General features: G+C 64.1%; 26 protein-coding genes. 13 read left to right on the forward strand and 13 right to left on the reverse strand.

Translation table 11 applies throughout. The features are described from left to right. Positions 1 to 8 precede the first annotated feature (8 nt). The 3 genes from CLM73_RS19500 to nadE form a co-directional block, all read right to left on the reverse strand. Positions 9 to 1,163: an efflux RND transporter periplasmic adaptor subunit gene (locus CLM73_RS19500; RefSeq protein ID WP_105239833.1), complete on the reverse strand. Its 1,155-nt coding sequence runs from the start codon at positions 1,161 to 1,163 to the stop codon at positions 9 to 11. Between the two features lie 666 nt (positions 1,164 to 1,829). Continuing rightward, a complete protein-coding gene (locus CLM73_RS19510; RefSeq protein WP_105239835.1) occupies positions 1,830 to 5,960 on the reverse strand; it encodes a CheR family methyltransferase in 4,131 nt (1,376 codons plus the stop codon). A gap of 120 nt (positions 5,961 to 6,080) precedes the next feature. Next, on the reverse strand, positions 6,081 to 6,920 hold the full coding sequence (nadE, locus tag CLM73_RS19515; protein ID WP_105239836.1) for an ammonia-dependent NAD(+) synthetase: 840 nt from the start codon (positions 6,918 to 6,920) through the stop codon (positions 6,081 to 6,083). A 154-nt stretch (positions 6,921 to 7,074) separates the two neighbouring features. On the opposite strand from nadE, the gene CLM73_RS19520 reads away from it, so the two are divergent. After that, positions 7,075 to 7,584: a DUF421 domain-containing protein gene (locus CLM73_RS19520; RefSeq protein WP_105239837.1), complete on the forward strand. Its 510-nt coding sequence runs from the start codon at positions 7,075 to 7,077 to the stop codon at positions 7,582 to 7,584. Between the two features lie 8 nt (positions 7,585 to 7,592). Here CLM73_RS19520 and CLM73_RS19525 read toward each other — a convergent pair whose 3' ends face one another. Further along, positions 7,593 to 9,143 carry a PAS domain-containing sensor histidine kinase gene (locus CLM73_RS19525; RefSeq protein WP_105239838.1) on the reverse strand — a complete coding sequence of 517 codons (1,551 nt, stop codon included), beginning with the start codon at positions 9,141 to 9,143 and terminating at the stop codon, positions 7,593 to 7,595. Positions 9,144 to 9,308: 165 nt separating this feature from the next. Here CLM73_RS19525 and galU point away from each other — a divergent pair, with 165 nt between their 5' ends. From galU to CLM73_RS19545, 4 genes are all read left to right on the forward strand, one after another. Further along, a complete protein-coding gene (gene galU / locus CLM73_RS19530) occupies positions 9,309 to 10,142 on the forward strand; it encodes a UTP--glucose-1-phosphate uridylyltransferase GalU (RefSeq protein WP_105239839.1) in 834 nt (277 codons plus the stop codon). Between the two features lie 49 nt (positions 10,143 to 10,191). Continuing rightward, on the forward strand, positions 10,192 to 10,590 hold the full coding sequence (locus CLM73_RS19535; protein WP_105239840.1) for a VOC family protein: 399 nt from the start codon (positions 10,192 to 10,194) through the stop codon (positions 10,588 to 10,590). A 228-nt stretch (positions 10,591 to 10,818) separates the two neighbouring features. Further along, positions 10,819 to 11,034: a hypothetical protein gene (locus CLM73_RS19540; RefSeq protein WP_105239841.1), complete on the forward strand. Its 216-nt coding sequence runs from the start codon at positions 10,819 to 10,821 to the stop codon at positions 11,032 to 11,034. 152 nt (positions 11,035 to 11,186) lie between these two features. Continuing rightward, positions 11,187 to 12,260: an FUSC family protein gene (locus CLM73_RS19545; protein WP_234015681.1), complete on the forward strand. Its 1,074-nt coding sequence runs from the start codon at positions 11,187 to 11,189 to the stop codon at positions 12,258 to 12,260. 9 nt (positions 12,261 to 12,269) lie between these two features. On the opposite strand, the gene CLM73_RS19550 is transcribed toward CLM73_RS19545, so the two are convergent. Beyond that, the gene (locus CLM73_RS19550) at positions 12,270 to 13,439 is read right to left on the reverse strand and encodes a zinc-dependent alcohol dehydrogenase (RefSeq protein WP_105239842.1); all 1,170 of its coding nucleotides are present in this window, start codon (positions 13,437 to 13,439) and stop codon (positions 12,270 to 12,272) included. A gap of 164 nt (positions 13,440 to 13,603) precedes the next feature. On the opposite strand from CLM73_RS19550, the gene CLM73_RS19555 reads away from it, so the two are divergent. After that, complete coding sequence (locus CLM73_RS19555) at positions 13,604 to 14,509, forward strand: DUF2243 domain-containing protein (RefSeq protein ID WP_234015682.1); 906 nt, start codon at positions 13,604 to 13,606, stop codon at positions 14,507 to 14,509. Between the two features lie 617 nt (positions 14,510 to 15,126). Here CLM73_RS19555 and CLM73_RS19560 read toward each other — a convergent pair. Both CLM73_RS19560 and CLM73_RS19565 read right to left on the reverse strand, forming a co-directional pair. After that, positions 15,127 to 15,366, reverse strand: coding sequence for a hypothetical protein (locus CLM73_RS19560; protein ID WP_105239844.1), 240 nt, complete (start codon positions 15,364 to 15,366; stop codon positions 15,127 to 15,129). Positions 15,367 to 15,388: 22 nt separating this feature from the next. Further along, positions 15,389 to 16,117, reverse strand: coding sequence for an SDR family oxidoreductase (locus CLM73_RS19565; RefSeq protein ID WP_105239845.1), 729 nt, complete (start codon positions 16,115 to 16,117; stop codon positions 15,389 to 15,391). Between the two features lie 185 nt (positions 16,118 to 16,302). On the opposite strand from CLM73_RS19565, the gene CLM73_RS19570 reads away from it, so the two are divergent. Beyond that, the gene (locus CLM73_RS19570) at positions 16,303 to 16,500 is read left to right on the forward strand and encodes a hypothetical protein (protein ID WP_158685890.1); all 198 of its coding nucleotides are present in this window, start codon (positions 16,303 to 16,305) and stop codon (positions 16,498 to 16,500) included. A gap of 27 nt (positions 16,501 to 16,527) precedes the next feature. On the opposite strand, the gene CLM73_RS28975 is transcribed toward CLM73_RS19570, so the two are convergent. The 4 genes from CLM73_RS28975 to CLM73_RS19585 form a co-directional block, all read right to left on the reverse strand. After that, entirely contained in the window at positions 16,528 to 16,674 is a 147-nt protein-coding gene (locus CLM73_RS28975; protein WP_158685891.1) for a hypothetical protein, read from the reverse strand. Positions 16,675 to 16,779: 105 nt separating this feature from the next. After that, on the reverse strand, positions 16,780 to 17,286 hold the full coding sequence (locus CLM73_RS19575) for a ferritin-like domain-containing protein (protein WP_105239847.1): 507 nt from the start codon (positions 17,284 to 17,286) through the stop codon (positions 16,780 to 16,782). Positions 17,287 to 17,439: 153 nt separating this feature from the next. Next, a complete protein-coding gene (locus CLM73_RS19580) occupies positions 17,440 to 18,003 on the reverse strand; it encodes a DUF4142 domain-containing protein (protein WP_105239848.1) in 564 nt (187 codons plus the stop codon). 131 nt (positions 18,004 to 18,134) lie between these two features. Beyond that, the gene (locus CLM73_RS19585; RefSeq protein WP_105239849.1) at positions 18,135 to 18,392 is read right to left on the reverse strand and encodes a DUF1488 family protein; all 258 of its coding nucleotides are present in this window, start codon (positions 18,390 to 18,392) and stop codon (positions 18,135 to 18,137) included. 469 nt (positions 18,393 to 18,861) lie between these two features. Here CLM73_RS19585 and CLM73_RS19590 point away from each other — a divergent pair, with 469 nt between their 5' ends. The 5 genes from CLM73_RS19590 (at position 18,862) to CLM73_RS19610 (ending at position 21,647) form a co-directional block, all read left to right on the forward strand. After that, positions 18,862 to 19,086 carry a CrpP-related protein gene (locus CLM73_RS19590; RefSeq protein WP_056563751.1) on the forward strand — a complete coding sequence of 75 codons (225 nt, stop codon included), beginning with the start codon at positions 18,862 to 18,864 and terminating at the stop codon, positions 19,084 to 19,086. A gap of 216 nt (positions 19,087 to 19,302) precedes the next feature. Beyond that, a complete protein-coding gene (locus tag CLM73_RS19595) occupies positions 19,303 to 19,554 on the forward strand; it encodes a hypothetical protein (protein WP_158685892.1) in 252 nt (83 codons plus the stop codon). 365 nt (positions 19,555 to 19,919) lie between these two features. Beyond that, complete coding sequence (locus CLM73_RS19600; protein WP_105241616.1) at positions 19,920 to 20,777, forward strand: ZIP family metal transporter; 858 nt, start codon at positions 19,920 to 19,922, stop codon at positions 20,775 to 20,777. A gap of 194 nt (positions 20,778 to 20,971) precedes the next feature. Further along, on the forward strand, positions 20,972 to 21,271 hold the full coding sequence (gene hdeA, locus CLM73_RS19605; RefSeq protein WP_105239851.1) for an acid-activated periplasmic chaperone HdeA: 300 nt from the start codon (positions 20,972 to 20,974) through the stop codon (positions 21,269 to 21,271). A 178-nt stretch (positions 21,272 to 21,449) separates the two neighbouring features. Then, positions 21,450 to 21,647, forward strand: coding sequence for a hypothetical protein (locus tag CLM73_RS19610; protein WP_158685893.1), 198 nt, complete (start codon positions 21,450 to 21,452; stop codon positions 21,645 to 21,647). An 11-nt stretch (positions 21,648 to 21,658) separates the two neighbouring features. Here CLM73_RS19610 and CLM73_RS19615 read toward each other — a convergent pair whose 3' ends face one another. After that, on the reverse strand, positions 21,659 to 22,744 hold the full coding sequence (locus tag CLM73_RS19615; protein ID WP_105239853.1) for a calcium:proton antiporter: 1,086 nt from the start codon (positions 22,742 to 22,744) through the stop codon (positions 21,659 to 21,661). A gap of 198 nt (positions 22,745 to 22,942) precedes the next feature. Between CLM73_RS19615 and CLM73_RS19620 the strand changes: the two genes are divergently transcribed. Beyond that, positions 22,943 to 23,332: a low affinity iron permease family protein gene (locus CLM73_RS19620; protein WP_418904919.1), complete on the forward strand. Its 390-nt coding sequence runs from the start codon at positions 22,943 to 22,945 to the stop codon at positions 23,330 to 23,332. Between the two features lie 21 nt (positions 23,333 to 23,353). On the opposite strand, the gene CLM73_RS19625 is transcribed toward CLM73_RS19620, so the two are convergent. Next, positions 23,354 to 23,854, reverse strand: coding sequence for a hypothetical protein (locus CLM73_RS19625; RefSeq protein ID WP_105239855.1), 501 nt, complete (start codon positions 23,852 to 23,854; stop codon positions 23,354 to 23,356). Positions 23,855 to 23,892 lie beyond the last annotated feature (38 nt).

The raw sequence follows: 23,892 nt of genomic DNA on the forward strand, positions 1-23,892 counted from the left end.
CGACTCCGCTAGGGTTTCGCGGCTTGCTGTTCGACCGGATCAACCTGTTGGCCTGGCCTTATCTTGTGCCAGCCATCCACGACCACTTTCTCCCCTGGTTCGAGGCCGCGGCGCACCAGCCAGCTTCCCGAGATTTGCTCACCCACCTCGATCTGTCTGGGCACCGCCGTGTTGTCTGGCCCGATGACGAACACGGTCGCCGTGTCGCCGTTCAACCGCGCCGCACGCGCGGGAATCAGAACGCCCTCCTGGCGCACGCCGACAAGAATCTGTCCGTTGACGAACTGGCCGGGCAGCAGTTCCCGCTGAGCGTTGTCGAAACGGGCGCGGATGGTCTGCGCGCCGGTGGTCCGGTCCACGCTCAGGTCCGCGAAATCCACAACGCCGGTCTCGCCGAATTCGCGGCCGTTGGCCAGCGTAAGCCGCACCGGAAACGTGTTGCCCGCCGTGGCCAGCGCGCCGGAGCGCGCATAGTCGGTCAGGTCCATGATGGCGGTATTGGACTTGGTGAATGTGGCACTGATCGGCGACAGCTGGTTGACCTGCGCCAGCAGCGTCGCAGCCGACGCGCTGACCAGCGCCCCCTCGGTGACCAGCGCCCGGCCCACGCGCCCGGCAATGGGCGCCCTGACCGTGCAGCGGTCCAGCCGCAACTGCGCCAGCGTGACCGCGGCCTGCGCGTCGGCCACATTGGCCTGCGCCTGGCCAAGCGCCGCCAGCGCGGCCTCGTACTCCTGCGCGCTGACCGCCTGGCGCTGCACCAGCGGACGGAACCGGTCCGTGACCGAGCGCGCGTTCTTCTGCACCGCCTGCGCGCGCTGCAGCATGGCGTTGGCCTGCGCCAATTGCGCTTTGTAGTCGCTGGGGTCTATCTGGAACAGCGGGTCGCCGGCCTGCACGTCGCTGCCCTCGGTGTAAAGCAACTTCTCGACGATGCCGTCCACGCGCGCGCGCACTTCGGCCGTGCGGATGGGTTCGATCCGCCCGGGCAGATCCACGTTCAGGTCGACCGGCTGGCGGCCGACGGTCATCACGAACACCTTCATCGGCGCAATGGTGACGGCCGCCGCGTCGTTCCGGTCACCACATCCCGCCAATGCAAGCGTCCATGCACCCAAGGCATACAACATGACACGACGGACATTGCTGCTTACTTGCGTCATCCACTACTCCCAGGCGGTCGGACTCGGGGTCTCGCGCTGCCCTTACCCCATGGCGGGGGCAAGAGCCCAACTTGGACAGCTTATGGGCGCGTTTGGGCGCGCCGGACAGACGTGCAGCTTATGAAGTGCGGGCGGGGCAAGGCACCCTGGAGATATCGCGTTGAAGTCGGAGAAAGCCGCCGATCGGGAAAAGTCCGACCTGGGCGGAACCTGCCCAAATGGGGCAAGGCCGGCTCTGGCCCGGCGTCGGCCGGGCGCTCTGTGAAGCGAACAAGACCATCGACTTTCGCACAAGCATCCTTAATGTCGTTGACGAGGAAGACTGGCTGAAAACGTGCTGCATGGTCGAGCGGGGCGGATGGAACATCCACCAGCGGGCGCTGGCACGGTACGTGCTGGGCGCGACGCGAAAACACAGCTTAAGTAGCGATGGCGGTTAGTGCAAGCTTTTCTCGTTCGCAGCGTGGAGCAATCGGGGACGAAAGCCGAGCGTTCGAAACTGTTGCCGGGGAACACGGCTGGAGAGAAATCGAGGCGGGCGCAATGGCCGATCATGCGATCTGTTGCCAGACAAGACAAATGGGAACAGAAAGAATCTACCGACGGAAGGCGAGCGGGAAAGCGGCCGGCCAATGCACACGGCGGCCCCTTCCCGAAAAACGCTGATTACCCTCGCAGTCGCAGCTTGCGGACCACTTCAAGCAGGTCGTCCAACGACACCGGCTTGCTGACGTGCGCGGAAAAGCCCGCGCGGACGGCCTCGCGCATGTCTTCCTTCGCGCCGAAACCGGTCAGCGCGATGGCCGGCAGGTCGCCGCCGCCGTCTTTCTCGCGAATGGCGCGCATCAGCGTATAGCCGTCCATCTCGGGCATGCCGATGTCCGAAAGCATCAGGTCAAAGCGGGCGGTTTCCAGGATTTCCAAGGCCTGCCTGCCGTTGGAGGCGGCCGTCACTTCGGCCCCTTCCATGTCCAGCAGCTCGTGCATGATGTGCAGGACGTCCTCGGAGTCGTCGACCAAAAGCACCTTCAGCCCTTCCAGCGGCATGTCGGCGTTGGCTTGCGGCGCATCCTCCGTTCCGAGGGTACCCGCGAGGTCCAGCCACACCGTGAAGCGCGCGCCGAGTCCGACGCCATCCGAATGGACCTGGATCGTGCCGCCGTGCGCGCCCACCAGTTCGCTGACGACCGCCAGGCCGATGCCCAGCCCCGGGCTGGCGCCCGTCTTCTGCCGAACGTCGCCCTGGCTGAACATGTCGAACACGCGCCCGATGAACATCGGATCGATGCCATGGCCCGTGTCGGCGACTTCCAGCTTTAAACGGTTGTTCTCGACGGCCAGTTTGAGCGCGACAGAACCGCCCTCAGGCGTGAACTTGATCCCGTTGTTCAGCAGGTTCCAGATCACCTGCTCAATGCGCACGGGGTCCGCATCCAGGTAGATAGCCAGCGCGGGATCAAAGTCGCTGCGCAGATCGATGCCCGCCGAGGACGCCACGGGCTTCAGCACTTCGAGGATGTTCTTCGAGATAGCCACGACATCGATGATCGACTTGTTCAGCGCCAGCTTGCCCGTGCGGACGCGCGACAGGTCCAGCAGATCGTCGATGATGCGGGCCTGGCCCTTGACCGAACGCTGGATCAGGTCCGTGGCGCGCGCCGCCGGCGGGAAATTGCGCACCGCCGGTGTGCGGGCCAGCAGCTCGGTATTGAGCTGAATCAGGTTGAGCGGATGCTTCAGTTCGTGTGACACGACCGCAAAGAACTCGTCCTTGAGCACGCTGTCCGCGTGCGCGCGGTCCAGACGCGACTCCTGCTCGGCATCGCGCAATTTCAGGTCGGTGACGTCGCGCACGATCTTGGCAAATCCCTGATAGACAGGGTCGTCCATCCGGTTCACGCCGCCCGTGCAGAACACCAGGCTGCCATCCTTACGCTTATGCCATCGCTCGTCAGGGGCGTAGCCGATCTTCCTGGCGCGATTCAGCTCGTACGCGGGTCTGCCGGATGCGATGTCCTCGTCGGTAAAGATGATCGCGATGGACTTGCCTTCCGCCTCGGCGCTGGTGTAGCCGAACATCAGTTCCGCGCCAATGTTCCAGTTGGTGATGATGCCTTCGTTATCCAGCGTCATGATGCCGAAGTCGCGCGCACTCTCGGTCATCAGCTTCAGATGCGCTTCGCCCAGGCGCACGCGGTCTTCCGCCTTGCGCCGGTCCGTGATGTCGATGAACGTAAGCACTGCGCCTTCAATGCGATGCTCGGCGCTGCGGTACGGCAGCAGCCGCGCCAGATACCAACGGTCCGTCGAGCTGTGGACTTCGCGCTCCAAGGGACGCAGCGACTCGAACACGCCGGCGGCGTCCTTGGCCAGATCCGGATATTCGAGGCGATGCGTGATGTCCAGCACCGAACGGCCGGCATCGCTGGGGATCACGTTGAAGATATCGGAGGCCCGGGGCGTGAACCACTGAATACGCATCATGCGGTCAACGAACACCGTGGCGATGTCGGTGGACGCAATGAGGTTCTGCAGGTCGTCGTTGATCTTGGCGGTTTCGTCGACCTTGGTCTTGAGCTCGGCGTTGACCGTGATCAGTTCTTCGTTGACGGACTGCAGCTCTTCCTTGCCGGTCTCCAGCTCTTCGGTGGTGGAGCGCAGCTCTTCGTTGATGGCTTGAAGTTCTTCGTTGGAGGCCTTGAGCTCTTCGGTTGAGGTCTCGGCCTGCTCGATGGTTGCCTGCAACTGATCCTTGGTGCGCTGCAGTTCAGCCTCCAGCTGGGTCAGCACCGCCGCAGAGCCGCTGGTGGGGCCATGGTGGCCATCGGCGCTCATGACGTCTTCGACTTCGTCGAACAGCACCAGCATGTAGTCGCTGGCAGACTCCTCGTGCCGGAACGGCCGCACCACCATGTTGACGTAGGTCTGACGGTCGGCAAAGGTCATCTTGACGCGCCGCGCCTCGACGCTTTTGCGCGAATGCAGCGCCTGGAACATCGCGGTGCGCAGTTCGGTCCGCAATTCCGGATGCACCGAAGACGGCAGGTTGCGCGACGGCTCACCGCCCGCATGGCGCAGGAAACGGCCGGCGCGGTCAGAGATGTGCACGATGTCGCTGTTGGCGTCGACGATGACGCTGGGCGGGGCGTACATCTCGAGCGCACGCTGATGCACCGCCGAGTAAGACACCTTGGTCTGGCGGACCGGCGCCGCCGACGCATGGATCGGCCTGACGTGGCTGAGCCCGCCGTCGATCAGCTCCGGCATGCTGCTGAGCTGCGCGGGCGTTTCCCGAGCGACGTAGATCCGGTGGCGCTTGTCGACCACCTGAAAGAGCTGCGGGCAGGCATCGGCCGATTCGGAGCTGCCCAGGAACAGGAAGCCGCCGGGCTTGAGCGCAAAATGGAACATGCGCAGCACGTCGCGTTGCACCTCGCGGTCCAGATAGATCAGCAGGTTGCGGCAACTGACCAGATCGAGCCGGGAAAACGGCGGATCGCGCAGGATGTTGTGAACGGCAAAGAGCACCCGCTCGCGGATGTCTTTCTTGATGCGGTATTCATTGTCCTGCCGGCTGAAGTGGGCCTGCAGCATCGCATCGGGTACGTCACCCTTGATCGCCATCGGATACGCCGCGGCGCGGCCCATCATCAGCGCGTTTTCATCGATGTCGGTGGCAAAGATCTGGATCTTGGGCGGCTGGGCAAGCACATCCGCCTGGGCGCTGAGCAGCATGGCCAACGAATAGGCTTCTTCGCCCGTGGAGCAACCGGCCACCCACGCGCGCAGCACCGCATCCGGCGAATCGCCCAGTCCCTTGAGCAACTTGGGCAGCACAAACTCGTCCAGATTGGCAAACGCGTCCTTGTCGCGGAAGAACTGCGTGACGCCGATCAGCATGTCGGACAGCAGCTTGGGCGTCTCGTCGATGCGCTCCTGAAGCAGCTTGCAGTATTCAACCAGGGTGGACACACCCGTGACCTGCATGCGGCGCTCGATCCGGCGTAGCACCGTGGCTTTCTTGTAGTGGCGGAAATCGTGCGCCGTGCGGGCCCGCAGCAGGGCAAGGATTTCCCGCAGCGCATTTCGATCTTGATGCGACGCCTCTTTGGTCTGCTCGCCGTCGATGAACTCCGAGGTGTCGTCCGCCAGAACCGGCAGATGGATGCTCTGCATGTTGTCGGCGATCTGCTTTAACCGCTCCGGCATGGTGGCCACCGGCAGCACGATATCGACCATGCCGGTGGAAATCGCGTTGCGCGGCATCGTGTCGTGCTCGGCTTCGTCGGGCAGCTGGGCAAACGTCACGCCCCCCTGCTCCTTGATGCGTGCCAGGCCGACCGAGCCATCCGAACCGCCGCCCGACAGCACAATGCCCACGGCGTGGGTCGTATGGACATCGGCCAGCGTGCGGAAGAATTCGTCGATGGCGATGTGGCGGCCGAGCAGCCGCCCCGCCCCGCCATGCGACACCCGCAGATATCCGTCGTTCATGGACAGCGAGGCCGCCGGGGGAATCACGTAGATATGATCGCGCTGGATCGGTTCCGGCTTGGTGATCTGCTTGACGGGTATGCCGGTACTGGCTTGCAGGATCTTGTCGAGAATGCTTTCGTGGTCGGGAGACAGATGCACCACGACGACGAACGCCATGCCGGGCTTGGCCGGCATGTTCGAGAAGAAAGTCTTGAGCGCGTCTATCCCCCCGGCCGAGGCCCCCAGCCCGACCACCGGGAAGGTGAGGTCGCTTCGGGCGACTCCCGGTCTATTGTTGGGAACGGACGGCGATTCGGACATGTTTAGCCTGTAGTTGCGTGCGTGGGGGTATCCGCCATGATACAGCCGCCGGTGTGCGTGAAGTGCCGCAAAAGCGGCCTCGAAGACAGATGTTCCCCATCGTCGCGCAGCGTCTTCGAATCACTCAATCGGCCCTGGCGGCAGCATCCGCTTGTGCGCCGTGGCGCGGTACTGGCGCTCCATCACCGCGACCGCGTCGTCGGCGACTTCCTCGCCTTCCAGATAGCCGTCGATCTGCGCGTATGTGACACCGTACGCGTCCTCATCCGGGCGCAACGGCCGCAAGGACTCCAGATCGGCGGTCGGCACCTTGAGCACCAGCCGTTCCGGCGCCCCCAGCAGCGATCCCAGCGCGCGCACCCGCCGCTTGGTCAGGCCGCGCAGGGGCAGCACATCCGCCGCGCCATCGCCATGCTTCGTGAAAAACCCCATCAACGCCTCGGCGGCCTGGTCCGTGCCGATCACCAGGCAGTCAAGCGCGCCCGCAATGGCGTACTGGGCAATCATGCGCTGCCGCGCCTTGATGTTTCCCGCGCCAAAATCCTCGGCAGCATCGTCCGCGTACTCAAGGCCCGCGGCGCGCAGCGCGTCGCGCTGCGCATCCACGGCCGGCTTGATATCGACACGCATGCGGCGGTCGGGCGCGATGAAGTCCAGCGCTTGCGCCGCGTCCTCCTCGTCGCGCTGCTCGCCGTACGGCAAGCGCACCGCGACGAATGTGGCCGGTTTCCCCTGCCCGCGGACGCGCTCGACGGCAAGCTGCGCGATCCGCGCCGCCACCGTGGAGTCCACCCCGCCGCTGATGCCCAGGACATAGCCTGCTCGGCCCGATCGCGTCAGGTAATCGGCAAGGAACGCAATCCGCTGCTCCAGCGCTGCGGCCGCATCAAACGCCGTGGTGACGCCCAATTCCCGGGCGATGGCATCCCGCGCGCGCGGGGACGTCGTTCCTGTTTCCATGGTCAATCCTTTGCATTGGCGTATTGGCGCAGCAATCCGTGTTCCCGCGCGGCCCCAGGGTCTGATTCGTGGCTCTGCCGCATGCCCCGTCGGCAGGCTATCCCGGGCACGCCACTTGCTCGCGACTTGACGATGGTCGCACGGAGACGCCACGATGGACCCGGATTGGTCGGCGATGTTTACATTTTCGGTCTCCCCGCTGGAAATCTTCATCCGCGGGACGATCGTCTATTGGTTCATCTTTGTGCTGCTGCGGATCGCCGGACGGCGTGACGTTGGATCGCTGGGCGTAGCCGACATGCTGGTGCTGGTTCTGATCGCCGATGCCGCTCAGAACGCGATGGCGGGCGAATACAAGTCCATTCTGGACGGCATGGTGCTGATCTCGACGATCATCGGCTGGACCGTGCTGGTGGACCGGGTCAGCTATTTCTGCAAGCCGATCGGGCGTCTGCTTGAAGCGGACCGCGTGTGCCTGGTGCGCGATGGCGTGATCGCCAGGCGGGCGCTGCGCCGCGAATACCTGACCGAAGAGGAGCTGATGAGCCAGCTTCGGATGAAAGGCGTACTTGAGGTATCCGAGGTGCGCCGCGCCTATATGGAGCCGGACGGGGAGATCAGCGTCATCAAGCGCAGGGCGCACAACCGCTTTCGGGGCGTTTAGCCCCACCCTCACGGCATCGTGTGCGCGTCCTCGGTCAGCACCTGCATCAGCGCGTCGACGGAGTACGGCTTCTGCATGACCGGAAAGCCCAACGCCCGCGGCCCCGCCATCGCATCGCTGTAGCCGCTGGCCAGCACGATCCGGATGCCGGGCCAGCGGTCGCGAATCCGGCGGGCGAGGTCCATGCCGTTCATGCCGGGCAGCACCAGATCCAGGATCGCCAGGTCGAAGCCGCCGTCGCGCTGTTCCAGCTCATGCAGGGCTTTCTCGGCATCGAGCGTCCAGGTGAGGTCCTGGCCCAGTTCCGCCAGCCACGCCGACACCACCTCGCCGACCATGCGATTGTCTTCCACCAGCAGCACCTGGCGGCGCACCGGCACGTTGACCATGACGCCCGCAGCGGGGGTCTTGTCCTCCACGCCGGGGGCCTTAACCGCCGGCAGGTAGAGCGTGAAGGTGGTTCCTTTGCCCACGGTGCTGTCCACCGTCACGTCGCCGCCGGACTGCTGCACGAAGCCCTGAACCTGGCTCAGGCCCAACCCGGAATTCTCGTGCAGGCCCTTGGTCGTGAAGAAAGGTTCGAACACGTGCGCCAGCACGCCCGGCGCAATCCCGGCCCCGGAATCCTGCACCGACAGGGCCACATGCGGGCCGTTGAGTTTGGTGTGGCCTTCCAGTTCCGACGCGTCCGGTACGACCTGAGCCAATATCTTGAGGTGGCCACCGGAGGGCATGGCGTCGCGCGCATTGATGACCAGATTGAGCAACGCTGATTCCAGTTGCCCCGGGTCCGCGAAGATCGTGCAGTCGCCCGGCCCGAACTCGTAGCTGATCGCCACGGACGACCCGACCGAGGTTTCGAAGAGCTGGCGCATCGACGCCAGGCTGTCGCGCACGTCAAACGCGTGCGGTTGCAGCGGCTGCCGCTTGGCGTAGGCAAGCAACTGCCGCGTCAGCTGGGCCGCCTTTTCGGTGGTGTCGATGATGATGCCCACATAGCGCATCAGCGAGGGGGGCAGCTCGGGATAGCGCTTGATGAATTCGGCCGAAAAGCGGATGGCGGTCAGGAAATTGTTGAAGTCGTGCGCGACACCGCCAGTCAGGCGGCCGATGGCCTCCATCCGCTGGGCGTGGTGCATGGAGTCGCGCGCTTCCTGAAGCTGCTCGCGCCGCTCCTTCTGCTCGGTGATGTCGCGCGTGATCTTGGCGTAGCCGACGAGAACGCCGCGGTCATCGTGGACCGGGTCGATAACCACGCTGCACCAGAACGTGCTGCCGTCCTTGCGCACGCGCCAGCCTTCAGCCTCGAAGCGTCCCTCACGCCGCGCCGTCTCCAGCGCGCGCTCCGGCACGCCGGCACTCCGGTCTTCAGGTGTGTAAAAAACGGAAAAGTGCTGACCGACGATTTCGTCCGCGCTATAGCCCTTAAAACGCTCCGCGCCGGGATTCCAGCTGCTTACGCGGCCGTTGGCGTCCAAAAGGTAGATGGCGTAATCGCGCACTGCGCTTACCAGAAGGCGATAGCGATCTTCGGACGAAAAATCCGGTAAAGAAGTCATGCAATGTCCCCACCTGCGTGTTTATTCATTCTCAATGCGCTCAGCAAATGCCGTGCCGTACACGTAATTCTGTTACAGCAATGGCCAGACGGGCACGGAATTTGCTGTAACGCAGTCAGTGGGCGGTCCATTCCAGGCGCCGTCCGGGCATAGAGGGCCTTCGCAATGCAACCGATTCGTAAAGCTGTGTTCCCCGTCGCGGGCCTCGGCACCCGCTTTCTTCCCGCCACCAAGGCCATGCCCAAGGAAATGCTACCCATCGTAGACCGGCCGCTGATCCAATATGCAGTCGAGGAAGCGGTCGCGGCTGGCATCACCGAACTGATCTTCGTCACCGGCCGCAACAAACGGGCGATCGAGGATCACTTCGACCGGGTGCCCGAACTGGAGTACGACCTGGAGGCGAAAAACAAAAACGCCCTGCTCGAAACCGTTCGCAACGTCATCCCGGACAGCGTCAAATGCGTGTACACCCGACAGCCCGCCGCCCTGGGGCTGGGTCATGCGGTGCTCTGCGCGGCGACTATTGTAGGCAACGAACCGTTCGCCGTGCTGCTGGCGGACGACATGATAGATGCGGACGCTCCCGTGATTGGCGAAATGATGAAGGTGGCTCGGGAGTTCGAGGGCAGCGTCCTGGCGATCCAGCAGGTGCCCAAGACCAATACGCACCAGTACGGGATCGTGTCCGGCAGCCGCAAGTCGCATGGCGTCATGAGCCTGACCGGCATCGTGGAAAAGCCCAAGCCCGAGGATGCGCCGACCGATCTGGCGGTGGTCGGGCGCTACATTCTGGAGCCCGAGATCTTCCCGCTGCTGGAAGCCACACAGGCGGGCGTGGGCGGCGAAATCCAGCTGACCGACGGCATCGCCGCCCTGCTCAAGTCGCGCAAGGTGTTCGGCTTTGAGTACGACGGCGTGCGCTACGACTGCGGCAGCAAGGAAGGCTTTTACCGCGCCACGATGGAAATCGGGCGCAAGTATCACAATTTGGCCTGATGCCACCGAACCTTGCGGCGCCCCGCGGCGCCGCAAGGTTGTTTCCGCCATGTATACCCACATCCAATTGGGCGCCCGCGACTGGCAGCGGCAGGTGCGGTTTTACGATGCCGTCCTGCGCCCGCTCGGCCTGCGCCGCGAGAACAGCATCGAAGAGGCCGGACCCGCCGGCGTGATCTGGCGCGCGGACACGGCGCGCTGGCCGTCGTTCGTCGTGGCCCCGCCCTTCAATGGGCTGCCTGCAACCTGGGGCAACGGCTGCCAGGTGAGCTTCGAGGCGCCCACGCCGCAGGTCGTCCAGCAATGCTGGGAAGAAGCCCTGCGGCAAGGCGGAGCCGATGAAGGCGCGCCGGCGCTGCGCCCGCACTATGCGGCCGATTTCTATGCGGCCTACTGTCGCGATCCGGAAGGCAACAAGCTGGCGTTCGTCTGCGCATCCCCCGCGTAAACCAAGCCATGCCACGGGAATTTTTACCGCGCCGCGTCCGGCCTTGCGCTTTCGGCGCGAGCTTGTGACTGCCCGTGATGGGCGGGCTTGCGAGCCCGCGCGACGGGCGGGTAGCGCGTGCCCGCCCAGGCACGCGATTTGCGAATCCGCCATGCGCGTCTGGATCGTTCTTGTGGCTGACACTTCAACCGTTCGGCGCAATCCTATCCATCAGACAAGAGGCATCTCATGACCGATTCGAAACCCGCTCCCGCGCCCAATCCGCCGCCGTCTCCGCATGTCGATCGTGCCGAGACCGGCTTCACGGGCCAACCGACGGAGGACGGACCGCCGACGGGGGAAGTGAACCAGGACCCGGACACCAACTCAGGATACCCCGCCGGCGGCTCGCAAGCGCCGGCGGGCAAGGATCCGTACGGACGTCCCAACAAAGCCGATTCCTGAGCCTGCCCACCTGGGCATTCCTTGCACCTTCAGCGACCGCACGCGGCCTTCAGCGTGCGGTCGCTGCCATGTGGGTGCCGTATTTCAAGCAGTCCGCGAGCGATGCCAAAGCCGCCGCGCCATGCCTGCATGTTGTAGATGAACAGTTGCCGATGAGCCCACTCTTTTCCCATCTGTCGAAACGTGCTGCCGCTTACCGCGCCGCCATCGCCGAGGACAACGTCCGCCTTCCGCTGCAAACCGTCGCGGCGGTGCTGCTGGCCTACGGTTGGATGACGTGGTGGCAGATGCCCGACGTCGCCTGGGGCGCCTTCTCCGCCCTCTTTGTGGTGCGCGCCACGCTCGAGGGCACGGTCGGCGAGGCCGCTGCCCGCATCCTGGGCGCGCTGATCGGGGTGGCCTTGGGCATCACGCTCGTGCCGCTGGCCCACGCCGCCAACATTCCCGCGCCGTGGGCCATCGTGGCCGGCGTCGGCGCCGCCGCATGCCTGTCGATCCGCTGGCCCACGCTGAACTACAGCCTGGTCACCGCGACCATCCTCACCGTCACGCCGGACGCCGACATCGTGGCCGGCGCGGTGAACAAGACGCTCGCCATCGTCGTGGGGTCCATTGCCGGAATTCTTGCCGCCTTCGCGGTGCTGCCCCTGTCGGCTCGATACAGCATGCGCTACAACCTTGCCGCCTCGCTGCAGCTCTACGGCGAGCTGCTGGTCGAGTGGGCAGCCGCGGTCAACGAAGGGCGTGCCCGCCCTCGGCCGCGCGACAAGCCCGCGCTGGAACGTACCCACTGGCGCGCTCGCGACATGGCGAGCCAGTCGCGATCGGTGCCCGTTCGTATTCTGGGCGCGGACACGCAGGCCCATCGGCTGCAGGAACGGATCGAAGAACTGTGGCTGACCGTGCCCTTGATGGAACGCGTCGGCGGCATGGAACTGACCGACAACGTCTGCCGCCGTCTGGGCCCCGCGCTGCACGACGTCGCGCAGGCGGCGCGGCAGCAGATCGACGGGCTGGCCCGGGTGATTCGCGACAAGGGCGCCGAAGCGCCCATGTGCAGCACCGGCGAGCCGTTTGCCAAACTGGATGCCGCCGTGGAGGAAGCCGCGAGCGGCGGCGGATTCACGGCCCGCGAGCGCGTGGCCGTGGATCTCATCCGCTGGTCCTGGCACGAGGTGACGCGGGAACTGGACGCCTTGTGCCACACCGTGCAGCCAGACCCCTGACTCAAGACTTCAAGGCGTCAGCACGACCTTGATGCAGCGGTCTTCCTTGTCCCGGAACGTCTTGTACAAATCAGGTCCGGCCTCCAGCTTGGCGCGATGCGTGATGACGAACGACGGATCGATCCTGCCCTGCACGATGAGGTCCAACAGCTCGTCCGTCCAGCGCCGCACGTGGGTCTGTCCCATGCGCCACGTCAGCCCCTTGTTCATCGACGCGCCAAACGGAATCTTGTCGATCATGCCGCCATACACCCCCGGCACCGACAGAATGCCGGCGGGCCGGCACACGTACATCATTTCGCGCAGCACGTGCGGTCGGTCGGTCTCGGCGCCCACTGCCTGCTTCACGCGATCGTACAGATGCTCCATCGAGCTGCTGGCATGCGACTCCATGCCGACCGCGTCGATGCATTTCTCCGGACCCTTGCCGTTGGTCAGCTCCTTCAACCGTTCCACGACGTCCTCGTCCTGAAAGTTGATCGTGACCGCACCGCAATCGCGGGCCATCTGCAGGCGCTCCGGCACGGACTCGATGCAGATCACCTGGCGCGCGCCCAGCAGAATCGCGCTCTTGATCGCCATCTGGCCGACGGGGCCGCCGCCCCACACCGCCACCGTGTCGGTCGATTCGATGTCGCACTGCTTGGCCGCCTGCCATCCGGTGGGCAGGATGTCCCCCAGAAAAAGCACCTGTTCATCCGACAGTTCATCGGGCACCTGCACGTGCGTCGAATCGGCAAACGGCACGCGCACGTATTCCGCCTGGCCGCCGGCGTAGCCGCCTGTCAGATGGGTGTAGCCGAACAACCCGGCCGTCGTGTGGCCGAACATCTTGGCCGCCTGTGCCGCGTTACGGTTGGTGCGTTCGCAGACCGAGAAGTTGCCGCGTTTGCACTGGTCGCATTCCCCGCAGGTGATGGTGAACGGGATCACCACGCGGTCGCCGATATTCAAGTTCTGCGCCTGCGCGCCCACTTCCACGACTTCTCCCATGAACTCATGACCCATGACGTCGCCGGACTTCATGCCGGGCATGAATCCGTCGAACAGATGCAGATCGGATCCGCAGATCGCGCACGCGCTCACCTTGATGATCGCGTCGCGCGGATGCTCGATGACGGGATCGGGAACGGTGTCGTAGCGGATGTCGTGTTTGCCGTGCCAGCAAAGTGCTTTCATCAGAATCTCCTTTGACGTGACCGCAACACGCGATCAGGCTTGGCGCAGCAACTGCCATGCCGCGAGACGATTCATCGAGAACGTTTGCGCGGGCGCACGAGCCAACGCAGATCCCGCGACGGCGGTCGAAAAATATCCACGGCGAGCCTACGCCTTGCCCCGCAATGGCCGGTGATCCGCGCAATGCTTTCAAGCCGCGCGGCCCGCGCGAGATCGGCACGATGCTTGCGGAGGGCTTTATTCCAGGAGCCCTAATGAAACTTGTCCGCCCTCCCGATGATCCGACCGTTCCCCACCGCCTGCGCCGCGCCAGCTTCCTGCTGGGCTTCGCCATGGGCGGCTTCTTCGACGGCATCCTGCTGCACCAGATCCTGCAATGGCATCACCTGCTCTCCAACGTACAGGCCGGCCCGCTCGGCAGCCTGAGCGCCCAGGTCGCCGCCGACGGCGTCTTCCACGCCATCATGTATATCGTCGCGGCCGCAGGACTCATCGAGTTGTACCGCGCGCGCTCTGCCGCCACGACCAGCCCGGCAATCCGTCCGCGCTGGGGCCACTTCTGGATCGGCTTCGGCGTCTGGCACATCATCGACGCACTGCTCTCGCACTGGATCACCGGCATACATCGCATCAAGATGGACGCGGACAACCCGCTGGTTTGGGACTTGGCCTGGTTCGTCGTGTTCGGCCTGGTGCCGCTGCTGTACGGCTGGCGCACGCGCAACCATCGCCGCCCGCCGCCGACAGGGCGGGCGGGCAAGACGTTTGCCAGCATGCTGGTTGCAGGCGTACTGGCCGGGGGGGTGTTGAATCTCTTTCCCCTGCGCGCGGACGCCGACACCACCGTCATCGCGCTGCGGCCCGGCGCATCGCCCGGGGCGATGTTCCAGGCGCTGGCGGATACCGATGCGCGGGTCGTCTGGGCGGATTCACAGGGATCAGTGTGGGTGATGACCGCGATCCCGACGGCGAAGAAGTTGCGCTTATTTGCCTCGGGCGCGATGTACGTCAGCGGGTCGGTGGCACCGGCCGGGTGTTCAGCGTGGTTGAAGTCGGGCACGGCCAGTTGAGGTGCGTTTTTCTTATGGCCGGTGTCAGACACCCCGCATAACGGCCCGCAGTTTGAAGGACACCGCGTAGGGGTGTCAGACACCTGGGAGCATCCGCATCTTGACGGATGTGAGACGTGCATCCGCGAGCGCGAAGCGTAATCGGCAGACGCAAGACACCGCGTAAGCCCCACCAGGCCGCCCGCGCGGCCGTCGTGGGGCGGGCCCCGCAAAGTGCTCCATACCCACACAGACGCTGGAAAGAACCTAAAGAACCCCGCCGGCCCCAGCGCCCGACAAGTGCAAGCCACCGGAGCCCGGCGCCGCGCCGGGCGTCAAAAGCCCCATGCCCGTCGCACATCACACGACCCGCCCGCCAAAACAAAGCGCCCCAACGCCCAAGACCCCACCGCTATCCAACTCACCGCCTCGCCCGCAACAACCAGCAAGCCGCCCCACCAATCACCACCGCAGCGGCAACTAGTGAAGTACTAGCCTGATGCATCGCCATTTTCGTATACACACTCCGACGTCCCATCTGCTGGTCGGCCGCAAGCGACGCGCTGCCCACATACAAATCCCGGGTCGGATGCTCCGCCGCGAGAATCGTCCCCTTCCCGCCCTAGCGGCCGGGGGGGTCATTTTTTGCGATCTGGCGGCTGCCCTTCTCCGGACCGGTTGTCCACGGGCGGCGCATCCGGTGTGGCGCGACCAGGATCCCAGACGTCCTCGGGATCCATGCCCGGCGGAAACTGCCGCCCCGCGCCGGTGCGGTTCGGATCGGCCGGGCGATCCGACAGCGTGCGTTCGCCAGGCGGCACCGGCTTGCGGTCCGCGTCGGCGGGATCGTCCTGATGGGAATGGGGTTTAGTGCTCATGATGCATCTCCTTGGGTTGTAGTCAGGGCCAAGACGTTTCCTTCATCGGCAACACCATGACCTCGGGCACCACGGTCTCCGGCGGTTGCGTCAGCACGAAGCGCACCGCGCGCGCCACGTTGGCGGGATCTTGAAGCGAGGCGTCGTCGATATCCGGAAACCGATCCAGCAGGAACGGCGTGCGCATACCGCCCGCGATGACCGCGCTGACCTTGATGCCCATGCCACGCAGTTCGGCATGCAGTGCATGCGACAGACCCATCAACCCCCACTTGCTGGCGTGGTAGGCACTGGCATTGGGCCACGCGCGCCGCGCCGCGGTCGACGCCACGTTCACGATATGGCCACCCGGACTAAGCCGGTTCTTGCCCAGCTTGGCCATCAGGAATGGGCCAGTCAGATTCGTGCGCAGCACGCGCTCCCAGACGTCGGCGTCAAGCTGGTCGATGGAAGCCGTCACATCGATGCCGGCGCTGTTCACAATGGCGTCCAGCTTGCCGAAATGCCGCACGACCGCGTCCATGCACTCGACAACGTCGGCCGCCACGCCCACGTCCATGATGCAGGCCATGATGTCCGCACCAGCTTTCTTCAACTTGCCCGCGACAGCATTTGCGCGCTGCTCGTCGATGTCGCTGACCGCGACACGCGCGCCTTCGGCCGCAAGCTGCTCGCACAGCGCCGCGCCCAGTCCGCTGCCGCCGCCCGTCACAAGGATTACCCGCCCGTCCAGACTTTCGAATTCGTGCATGGTTGCCCTCCTTTAAGCCGCGATGCGCGCGGCGATCTGATCTTCCCGGGGCGCATCGGCCACCATGCGTCCCTTCAAGCCCTGGCGGATGCTGCGATGCGTATTGACCTCACAGAGACCGCATGCACCAATAGCCGAACGGCGAACAGGAGGCACACATGGCGAACCCAGCGTACAAACGTGTCATGGAGGTAGTGGCAGCCGCTGCCGATGGCAGCACCTACCGGATCGACAGATACTGCTCACAGTCCCAGGGCGACCAGAAGACCAGTTCCTATTGCTGCCTGCCCGATGGCCAACTCGTCACGTGGCAGGGCGATGGACATTACAAGCTGCCGGACGGCACCGTCGTCACGATGGTGGCATCGAGACTCTGCCAATAGCCGGCGCGCCTGACACGAACCCCGCCGCTACATCCCGCGAATCAGCAGTCCAACGATGAACAGCACGGCCACGGCGCCAATCCAGACGGCTAGCATCAGCCAGGGTCCCCGGCCAGTCTTGGCGCCGCGCCGCGCCGGGCGGGCGCGACTGGAAGAATCGTCAACAGGTTTCATGATGCGCTCCCGGATACCCGCCCCCGGCTCGTGACCCGATCACGGCTCTGCACCGAAAAGGAAACAGGGCAGCATTCACCGTCACCGGCTTCATGCAGGCTGCAATTACTTTGCCTTGCCTGCCTTGGCCGCTTCAGCATTGGTCTGCTTCAGCGCCAGCATGCTCAGCTTCTCGTCGGTGGCCTTTTCTTCGGCCAGTGTTTCCTTCAACAGCGTCAATGCCTCGGTCTCGCCCAGTTGCTTGGCGAAGGTGCAAAGCGTGCCGTAGCTGGCGATCTCGTAATGCTCGACCTTCTGCGCCGCGGCGATCAGCGCAGCATCGCGCACCGGGCCTTCTTCGACGTCTTCGATGACGTCCTTGCCTTCTTCCACCAGTCCTTCCATGGCGGCGCACTTGATGCGCTTGAGTCTGAAGTCCGCACCTTCAACGATCTTGTCGATGCGTTCGATCTGACCGCGCGTTTCCTCAAGGTGCGTGGTAAATGCTTCCGCCAGCGTGGGATCAGTGGCGGCGCGCGCCATCTTCGGCAACGCGCGGGTCAATTGCTTTTCGGCGCTGTAGACATCCGATAGCTCGTGAATAAACAGGTCCTTCAACGTCTTCTGGCTCATGATCACTCCTGTATGCGGATCGAGGGGGGAAGCGGGCCTTGCCCACCCTGCGTAGAGCAAGGCTCATGCCGGATCGCCTTGCTGCGATGGTGGACGGGCAGGCCCGCTTGAACGGTCACGCGCCGGTACGTACACCGGTGCGTCTCAATTCATTTACTTCTTGGCGGACACGCTTTGCTGCAGCGCCTTGGCGGCCTGCAAGTGCTGCTGCAGGCTGGGCAGCGTTTCGATCGCGAACTGCTTGACCTCCGGGTCCTTCACGTCCTTCGAGGCCTTCTCAAACAGCTTGACCGCATCCTCGTGCGCGTCCACGCCGATCTCATCCGCATACGCCTTGTCGAACCCTTCATCGCGCAGGCCCAAGGCCTTGAGCTTGGCCGTCTGCATCAACGACGGATCCTTGGGCGGTTCAAAGCCCTTGCTCTTGGCCAAGGCCTCAAGCTGCTGGCCGACCTTGGTGTGATCGTCAATCATCTTCTGCGCAAATTGCTTGACCTCGGCGTTCTGCGACTTTTCAAGGGCCATCTTGCTGCCGGCAATCTCAAGATGACCGGACTCCGCCGCGTCGGTCAGAAAGCCGCGCGCCTCGCTATCCAGCTTGTTCGTCGCAGCGGGCACTTGAGTGCCGGGGGCTGCCGGGGTTTGCGCAAGCGCAACCGAACTCATGCCAAGAACAATCGCAGCGCCAAGCCCTGCCTTCAAAAGACGGTTTTTCATTCGGACCTCCAGTAGAAAATAAGTCGCCGGTTATCGGCCTTATGCCGCCCGACGCACAAAGGCAATCCAGCAAACGTCATGCCCGCCCAAGCAGCGCGGCGCGGCCGCGAGCCGCATTGCCCCGTTCGCCATCAGCCAAAATCGCCCTCGCCCACCTGAATGGGTCCATCGGTGGGCACCCACTGCGTGCGGTGCGCCAGCTCACGCAGCGCATCGGCGCCGCTCTCGAACGCACGCAGCAATTCCGGCGCGGAATCATCGGCGGCGCCGAACCGCTGCCGCAACACATCGCCCGATATCTCGAACTGCCGCGTCACGCCGGCCGTTTCCATCTCGAACACAATCGCATCGCCTTGCGCTTTCGCGTGGGTCGCTTTGGTGAATTTCATTTCAGTCCTCCAGGCGCGTTGGTTGATGAAGACGCGCCGCAGGACGGCGCACCGGCCATCAGGGCCAGCAAGTCGTGTTCCGGTGTTCCGTACCCCCGGGGCACGTCAAATCTTCCGGTCATGTAGAAATCGCATCGGTGCGCACGCACCAACCGCGCCCGACCCACAGTCATCTTTCCGCCACGCGCGCCGGGAACAATAGTTGCGGCTGCCCGCGTGTCACAGCGGCAGGGTTACCGGATTCTGGTTGGGGAGTCTGGTGGCTGGCACGGCCTCGCCACGTCGCTGTGACGTTTGCGTTTTGTTTGGACCGTGAGTCTTCGCCCCGCACCGCGGGGCGCTTTTTTCGCGGTGAAAAAACAAGAGTCTTACGGCGATGTAACAAAGAAACGCCGCGTTACACGCCCTTCGTTGCGCGAGCGATGTGCCATCGGCACACTAGCCGCTCGCATCTTTTGGGAGAGTTGCCATGCAAGTGGATATCCAGGAGTTGGGAGCAGACGCCGCGCGCCAAGGGTTGACCCTGTTGGATTGCCCCTACCTTCGCACCGCAGCCATGCCTGCGCAGACCGGCGAATCAGTCAATGAATGGCGCAGCCGCGTCGAGATGTGGAAAGCCGGGTGGAAAGACGGCGTCAGATCTCGCGTCGTCGGCCGCGCGCCGTCATCCCCCTTCATGATCACGCGCAGGTAACGACTGCCTGCGGCGCATATCCCGTCAGGGCCCTGGACATCGTCCAGGGCCCAATTCATTTGGCGTTCCGCCTGATACTTGACGGCGCTTTTTCATCGCCGAAAGCGCCGGCTGGCGTTGGTCGGGAATTCTTGCACTTTGTTGCACCCACCCAGAGGCACTTTTTGGAAAATCCCGAGCAGGAAAATTCCTGAACACCACTCTCTGGAGCGCACGATGAATACTGAAAATGGTATTTGCGTAGATGGATTTAAAGTCCACTGCGATGTCATTGAGTTGCCGAGCGGCAAGTACCGGCTCGACGTCACGACCCGGCGTGATGGCGACGCCGATCGGCAGACCGTATGGCCCATCCCTAGCGGCAAACTGTTCTCGGCGCAGCACGATGCCGAACGTCACGCCAAATGGATCCTCAAGGGCATCCGGCGCGTGGACGCCAGCGGCGCCCCGCAGTTCTGCCTGACCTGATCGTTGCATGACCTGGCGCCTCGCGCGTAAGTCTTCTGGAGCGTCCTCGGGCGCTCTTTTTCGTTGACCGCCACGCCCGCTGGCCGGGCACGCGCATTGCTATAGCGTCACGGTCCCATAGTGTCAGCGCGCTATCGCAGCACTGCACGACCGCATCACGACATGCCGGCAGCCCCAAACGGCGCGCCGGCCTTGACCCGAGGAGCATCATGGAGCGGCCACGCTACCGCATGCAAAGGAATTCAGCGCTTACGGCATACGCATGGCCATCGTGGGCGCTGACGTCGCAACGCTTTCCGGAAACGCCTTAAGTGCCCCGCCACGCCGCGCAGGACGGTCAAACCCTGCCGGATCCGCGCGCATCCATGCTGAAGGGCCTGCTCGGAACATCTCTGCTCGCACTCAGCGCGTTCGGCGTCTTCATGTTGTGGCGCTATCTGGACGCATCGCACCCGGCGGTGGGCGCGGCGTTACTGGGCGGCTTGCTCGCCGCTGGCGCGACCGCGCTGGGCGCGTTGCCGGTCGCCTTTTCGCAACGGGTTCCCGAGCGCGTCCAGGACACATTGCTGGGATTCGGCGCCGGCATCATGCTGGCTGCGTGCGCCTTTTCCCTCATCATTCCGGGCCTGGACGCCGCTCGCGACCTGGGCAGAGGGCCTTGGGGCGCCGGACTCTCCATCGCCGGCGCCATCCTGCTCGGGGCGTCGGCGCTGCTGGTTCTGGACCGCGTGCTGCCGCACGAGCATTTCATCAAGGGCAAGGAAGGCAAGCCCGCGCGCAACCTGCGCCGCACGTGGCTTTTTGTGTTTGCGATCACGCTGCACAACTTTCCGGAAGGCTTGGCGATCGGCGTCGGCTATGCCGGTGCAGACCCCGTGCAGGCGGGCTCGCTGGCATTGGGGATCTCGATTCAGGACGTGCCCGAAGGCCTGGTGGTGGCCATCGCACTGCTGGCCGCCGGCTACCGGCGCGCGTTCGCGGTGGGCTTCGGCATGGCCTCTGGCCTGGTCGAACCGCTGGGCGCCGTACTGGGTGCGGCCATCGTCGGCTGGTCGGCATCGCTGCTGCCTTGGGGGTTGGGCTTTGCCGCAGGCGCGATGCTCTTCGTCATCAGCCACGAGATCATTCCCGAAACCCATCGGAAAGGCCACGAAGTGCCCGCCACCTGCGGCCTGATGCTGGGGTTCGTGCTGATGATGGTGCTGGACACCGCACTGCAATGACGCCCGCGTGACGATACGGCGTAACCGGTATAAACGCCTCACTTCACCATTCGGTGCATCGTTGCGTTGACGACGCTCATCCGTTTTCAGTAATTTAGGCCGGTGAGCCTGCGCTCACGTTTTTTGTATATGCCGTATTTGTCTGTCTCTCAGTAAGCCGTTTCGTCTGCAAGCCAACCCCCAGGAGCTCGAATATGAAGAAGCACCTACTGATGATTGGTCTTATTGGCTCAATGACCGTCGCGGTCACCGGCCAGGCAGCTGATGCGAAAAAGCCTCTCGCGCTATGGCAGTGCCAGGATTTCCTGGGCGTCCAAGAGACCTATCGCCCCGTCGTCGTCAGCTATGCAGAAGCGCTTAACAACAAGGGCAAGCCCGAAGAGGCCGTGCTCGACGTCGAGGGCATCAGCACCCGCACGCCGATGCTGGTCAAGCAGTGCAACGAAAACCCCAAGCAGATGCTGCGCGACGCCCTGGCGGGTCTGAAGAAATAATTGTTCCCGCCCCCCTGGGGCCTCGCGCTCCGGGGGATTTGGCTGCATCGCCTCCCGTTCCCTCACGCTTATCCCCTGCGCTTCCCCCTTCCTGCGCCCCATCCTGCGCGGCGTGAACATCACGGCGCGTGGATAGGCACGCCGCTTGCAGCCGGAATGCGTTTTCAAGGAGAACACCATGAACACCAACCACCCCGGCGGCCGAAATACGACCGCAGACGGCAATCCCGCCCCCGAGCCGTCGACCGAAGACCAGGTCGATATCGCGGATCGCGTCCAGAAGGACCTCGCCAAGGCCAACGACCGGGAGCGCGCCCGCGAAGAGGCGTCGGTGGAGCAACAGGCAATTGACGGCAACTCCGCGCCGAAGAAATAGGCCTATCGCCGCTACAACCCCAAGGTCAACAGCATCAGAAACGCGCCAAACAGCACGAAATGCGTCAGGCCTTCGATGGCGTTGGTCTGGCCGTCGTTCAAGTTGATGGCCGCCACGACCAACGTCACCAGCATCATCAACGTCTGCAGCGGCGTCATCGCCATGTCGATCCGCTGTCCAGTAAAGAGGGCCAAGGCCTCCATCGCGGGCACGGTCAGGATCACCGTCGACAACGATGCACCAAGCGCAATGTTGACCACCGACTGCATGCGATTGGCCAGCGCCGCCCGGAACGCCGTCAACATCTCGGGCGCGGCCGAAATGCCCGCCACCACCAGCGCGATCAGCCCGACCGGCACGTCCATGCCTTCCAGACCGCGGTTCAGCGCATGCGACATCAGCTCGGCCAGCGCGCCCACTGCAATGATGCCGACCGCCATCACCGCGGCCGAATGGCGCCAGCTGGGTCCGCCGCCGGGCGGCACGGGCGTGCGCGTCTTTTTCTCGGGATAGCTGTAGCTGAAGAAATAGCTGTGAGGCCCGGTCTGCATCCGCACGAACACGCCGTACATCAGCAACATCGACACCACGGTAAAGGCGCTGTAGGCGCGCCAACTGGACTGCGGCACGAACTCGGGAATGATCATCGACACCGTGACGGCGGTCAGGATCATCACGCTATATGTGCGTGCCGAATCATCGTTGTAAGACTGCTCACCATGTTTGAACCCGCCGATCAGCGCCGCCACGCCCAGGATGCCGTTGATATCCAGCATCACCGCCGAATAGATGCTGTCGCGAACCAGCGTCGGCGATCCCGCCTTGGACGCCACGATCACCAGGACAATCACTTCGACCAGCACCGCAGACAGCGTCAGGATCATGCTGCCGTAAGGGTCGCCCAGTTTCTGCGCGATACGTTCCGCGTGGCGCGCAACGCTCAGTGAGGCGGCAAGGATCGCCGCGATCAACACGGCGGTTTCCGCCAGGCTTGCGGCTTGGCCGAGCCCCTCCAGTTGCGGGTCGATTGCGAACCCCGCAATCGCCAGCACACAGGCGAGCAGCAGGAACTTTTCGGATTGCAGTAGGGATTTCATCGCAACCTGGCGGGCCGGAACACCGAGAGCCTAGCACGCGCCGATCCGACCGCGGCGCGGGTGATCGGGCATGCGGCTTGCTGTGCATAGGGTCCGTGCATGTATGGATGGAGCGCCATGCCGAAAAGAAACGCAGCAAAGCGGCAGACCAAGTCCAGGCCTCAGAAACGCCCCGGGCAGGCCGGTAAACAACATCCGGTGTCCCATTTTTTTGACCGCTTTGCGTCGCTCGTCACCAAGTGGGCGGGCTCGCCCGTTGCCTTCGGCATCGCGCTGATCGCCGTCGTGATATGGGCGACGTCGGGACCCGTGTTCGGCTTTTCCGAGACCTGGCAGCTGGTCATCAACACGGGCACCACCATCATCACGTTCCTGATGGTTTTCCTGATTCAGCAAAGCCAGAACAAGGATAGCGAGGCGCTTCACCTGAAGCTGGACGAGTTGCTGATCGCGGTCAAAGGCGCCGACGAGCAACTGGTCGACGCAGAGCGTCTGGACGAAGACAAGCTGCTTGCCTTGGCGTCCGCACTGACGGCCCGCGCCCGCAAGCAGCATCGTCAACGGGCGCACAGCCGCCGCCAGAACTGACGAGTTGTCCGGGATGGTTCATCAGGCACGCACATGTCGACGGCGAGTGCGCAGCCAGAGGGCCTGAATTACGGCGCCGACGGCAAATATGCCCAGCCAGGCGGCCAGCGCGCCCCGCACGACCGGCGAGTCGGGCCCGCTTGCCAGCGGATGCGCCACCGGCAACCGCGTCAGCGTTTCATTGATGCCTGGCACCCACAGCAGAAAGAAGCTGAACGAAAACCCGAACTGCGAAAGATAGGGGTGAGCGCGCGACAGAATGGAAAGGCGCGGCGCCAGCAGCGCCCCGGAGATCGCCAGCAGCGCGAGGATGCCGAGTGCGTGCCCCACATTGAAGCCGCCGCTGCTCGACAGTCCGAACGACGTCAACACCGCGACCACCATGCCGGCGACATACGTCTTGCCGGCCAGTGTGCCTGGCTGGATGCGGCGATAACGCGCCAGGCTGTAAAGCCCCGCAGCAGCCGGGATGAGACTGATGAGGGTATGCACGGCGCCGAGGGCGGAAAGGGGATGTGGCATGAGAGTGGCTCCTTGGGGTGACCAATGTGTAGGGTCTG

It is taken from the genome of Achromobacter spanius, from assembly GCF_002966795.1.
Lineage (GTDB): Bacteria > Pseudomonadota > Gammaproteobacteria > Burkholderiales > Burkholderiaceae_B > Achromobacter > Achromobacter spanius_D.

Coding starts and splice junctions, on each gene's coding strand:
- CLM73_RS19500 (WP_105239833.1), bottom strand. CDS start 1,163: ATGACGCAAGTAAGCAGCAATGTCCGTCGTGTCATGTTGTATGCCTTG.
- CLM73_RS19510 (WP_105239835.1), bottom strand. CDS start 5,960: ATGTCCGAATCGCCGTCCGTTCCCAACAATAGACCGGGAGTCGCCCGA.
- nadE (WP_105239836.1), bottom strand. CDS start 6,920: ATGGAAACAGGAACGACGTCCCCGCGCGCGCGGGATGCCATCGCCCGG.
- CLM73_RS19520 (WP_105239837.1), top strand. CDS start 7,075: ATGGACCCGGATTGGTCGGCGATGTTTACATTTTCGGTCTCCCCGCTG.
- CLM73_RS19525 (WP_105239838.1), bottom strand. CDS start 9,143: ATGACTTCTTTACCGGATTTTTCGTCCGAAGATCGCTATCGCCTTCTG.
- galU (WP_105239839.1), top strand. CDS start 9,309: ATGCAACCGATTCGTAAAGCTGTGTTCCCCGTCGCGGGCCTCGGCACC.
- CLM73_RS19535 (WP_105239840.1), top strand. CDS start 10,192: ATGTATACCCACATCCAATTGGGCGCCCGCGACTGGCAGCGGCAGGTG.
- CLM73_RS19540 (WP_105239841.1), top strand. CDS start 10,819: ATGACCGATTCGAAACCCGCTCCCGCGCCCAATCCGCCGCCGTCTCCG.
- CLM73_RS19545 (WP_234015681.1), top strand. CDS start 11,187: ATGAGCCCACTCTTTTCCCATCTGTCGAAACGTGCTGCCGCTTACCGC.
- CLM73_RS19550 (WP_105239842.1), bottom strand. CDS start 13,439: ATGAAAGCACTTTGCTGGCACGGCAAACACGACATCCGCTACGACACC.
- CLM73_RS19555 (WP_234015682.1), top strand. CDS start 13,604: ATGGCCGGTGATCCGCGCAATGCTTTCAAGCCGCGCGGCCCGCGCGAG.
- CLM73_RS19560 (WP_105239844.1), bottom strand. CDS start 15,366: ATGAGCACTAAACCCCATTCCCATCAGGACGATCCCGCCGACGCGGAC.
- CLM73_RS19565 (WP_105239845.1), bottom strand. CDS start 16,117: ATGCACGAATTCGAAAGTCTGGACGGGCGGGTAATCCTTGTGACGGGC.
- CLM73_RS19570 (WP_158685890.1), top strand. CDS start 16,303: ATGGAGGTAGTGGCAGCCGCTGCCGATGGCAGCACCTACCGGATCGAC.
- CLM73_RS28975 (WP_158685891.1), bottom strand. CDS start 16,674: ATGAAACCTGTTGACGATTCTTCCAGTCGCGCCCGCCCGGCGCGGCGC.
- CLM73_RS19575 (WP_105239847.1), bottom strand. CDS start 17,286: ATGAGCCAGAAGACGTTGAAGGACCTGTTTATTCACGAGCTATCGGAT.
- CLM73_RS19580 (WP_105239848.1), bottom strand. CDS start 18,003: ATGAAAAACCGTCTTTTGAAGGCAGGGCTTGGCGCTGCGATTGTTCTT.
- CLM73_RS19585 (WP_105239849.1), bottom strand. CDS start 18,392: ATGAAATTCACCAAAGCGACCCACGCGAAAGCGCAAGGCGATGCGATT.
- CLM73_RS19590 (WP_056563751.1), top strand. CDS start 18,862: ATGCAAGTGGATATCCAGGAGTTGGGAGCAGACGCCGCGCGCCAAGGG.
- CLM73_RS19595 (WP_158685892.1), top strand. CDS start 19,303: ATGAATACTGAAAATGGTATTTGCGTAGATGGATTTAAAGTCCACTGC.
- CLM73_RS19600 (WP_105241616.1), top strand. CDS start 19,920: ATGCTGAAGGGCCTGCTCGGAACATCTCTGCTCGCACTCAGCGCGTTC.
- hdeA (WP_105239851.1), top strand. CDS start 20,972: ATGAAGAAGCACCTACTGATGATTGGTCTTATTGGCTCAATGACCGTC.
- CLM73_RS19610 (WP_158685893.1), top strand. CDS start 21,450: ATGAACACCAACCACCCCGGCGGCCGAAATACGACCGCAGACGGCAAT.
- CLM73_RS19615 (WP_105239853.1), bottom strand. CDS start 22,744: ATGAAATCCCTACTGCAATCCGAAAAGTTCCTGCTGCTCGCCTGTGTG.
- CLM73_RS19625 (WP_105239855.1), bottom strand. CDS start 23,854: ATGCCACATCCCCTTTCCGCCCTCGGCGCCGTGCATACCCTCATCAGT.